Source organism: Mesorhizobium sp. B2-5-7 (assembly GCF_006440875.1).
In the GTDB taxonomy this organism is placed as follows: Bacteria; Pseudomonadota; Alphaproteobacteria; order Rhizobiales; family Rhizobiaceae; genus Mesorhizobium; species Mesorhizobium australicum.
This window is the reverse complement of the sequence record NZ_VFUO01000023.1, coordinates 1-1072: the sequence shown is the minus strand read 5'-3', so window position 1 is coordinate 1072 and position 1072 is coordinate 1. Positions and strand designations below refer to the sequence as shown.

The following is a 1072-nucleotide window of genomic DNA, read 5'->3' as shown; positions in this document are numbered from 1 at the left end:
TGTGTCGAAGCCCTCAAAGGCTCCGAACATCGTTCCTCACGACCACGCGCGAAAGGTGCCACCAGAACAGCGCTTACGGTCAAGTGCGCCGAGCGGCTCATCGAGCAAGAGGAACGGCGGATCAGCGATCAGGGCTCGAGCAAGCGCCACGCGCTGTTACTGGCCGCCGCTCAATTGCGACGGCATGCGGCCGCCAAAGTCGGTGAGGTGCACGCGCGCGAGCATGCGGTCGACCTGCGCTGCCTCTCGGCAGCCTTCATGCCGCGCATTTCGAGCGGGAATTCTAGGTTCGGCGCACCGTGAGGTGCGGAAACAGCGCATAGCTCTGGAAGACGATGCCTTGGTCGCGCCGATAAGACTGCACCGCCGCGACCTAATTCCCAGCAATCCGGATGTCTCCCTCAGTGGGCGCTACGAACCCGGCGAGCAGCATCAGGGCCGTGGTCTTGCCCGAACCCCTTGGGACCGACGGTCAGCGACAAATTGCTGACCGCAGCGACTGCCCCATACATCTTGTGACGCTGCCGAACTCAATCTGGGCCGGAACCGAGTTTTTCTCCAATGCTTCATCCTCGGCAATTGGCGGGGTGATGTTCTTTAGATCCAAGGTCACGGCAGGCCGGACAGTGCCGAGCGGTCGAGCCCCATCCATACTACGACATCAACCATTTAACTAGTTTTAGAGGCCCTTCGACCGCCAGATGAGCCAACGTCTAGCTGAGCCGAGCGTTTGCCGCGCACATGATTAAGACCGCTGATTACAGTTATCGAGTGGTCATAAAATGGACCGGCCAGTCGATTTGTATCACCTCTGCTCCGAACCGGGCAAGATAGGAACGTCGAATGCAGGTCAGCGACAGTATTAGTCAGATCCAGATTGGTCTCAAGCCATTCTTTCGGTCTGCCAAGCGGAGCGTCGGGCGCCTTTCCAGGCATTGCCGAGAGTGCGGCGACTGCTCACATGCATCCAGCAACAATTTGGCAATACCAGCTGAATCTCAGATATTTTCGACTGCACGTCGCACTGCAATTAGCCGCTTCTCCCAGGCGTCGCCGGTGAGCCTCTTTGCGC

General features: G+C 58.8%; 2 protein-coding genes. Both read left to right on the top strand.

What is annotated here, in order from left to right; all coding sequences use genetic code 11:
* On the top strand, nt 1-303 hold a 303-nt coding region (locus FJ543_RS32270), incomplete at its 5' end, for a hypothetical protein (protein WP_176479576.1).
* Nucleotides 304-843: 540 nt separating this feature from the next.
* Nucleotides 844-1072 (top strand): hypothetical protein (locus FJ543_RS31765; RefSeq protein ID WP_210239596.1); only part of this gene is annotated, 229 nt, incomplete at its 3' end.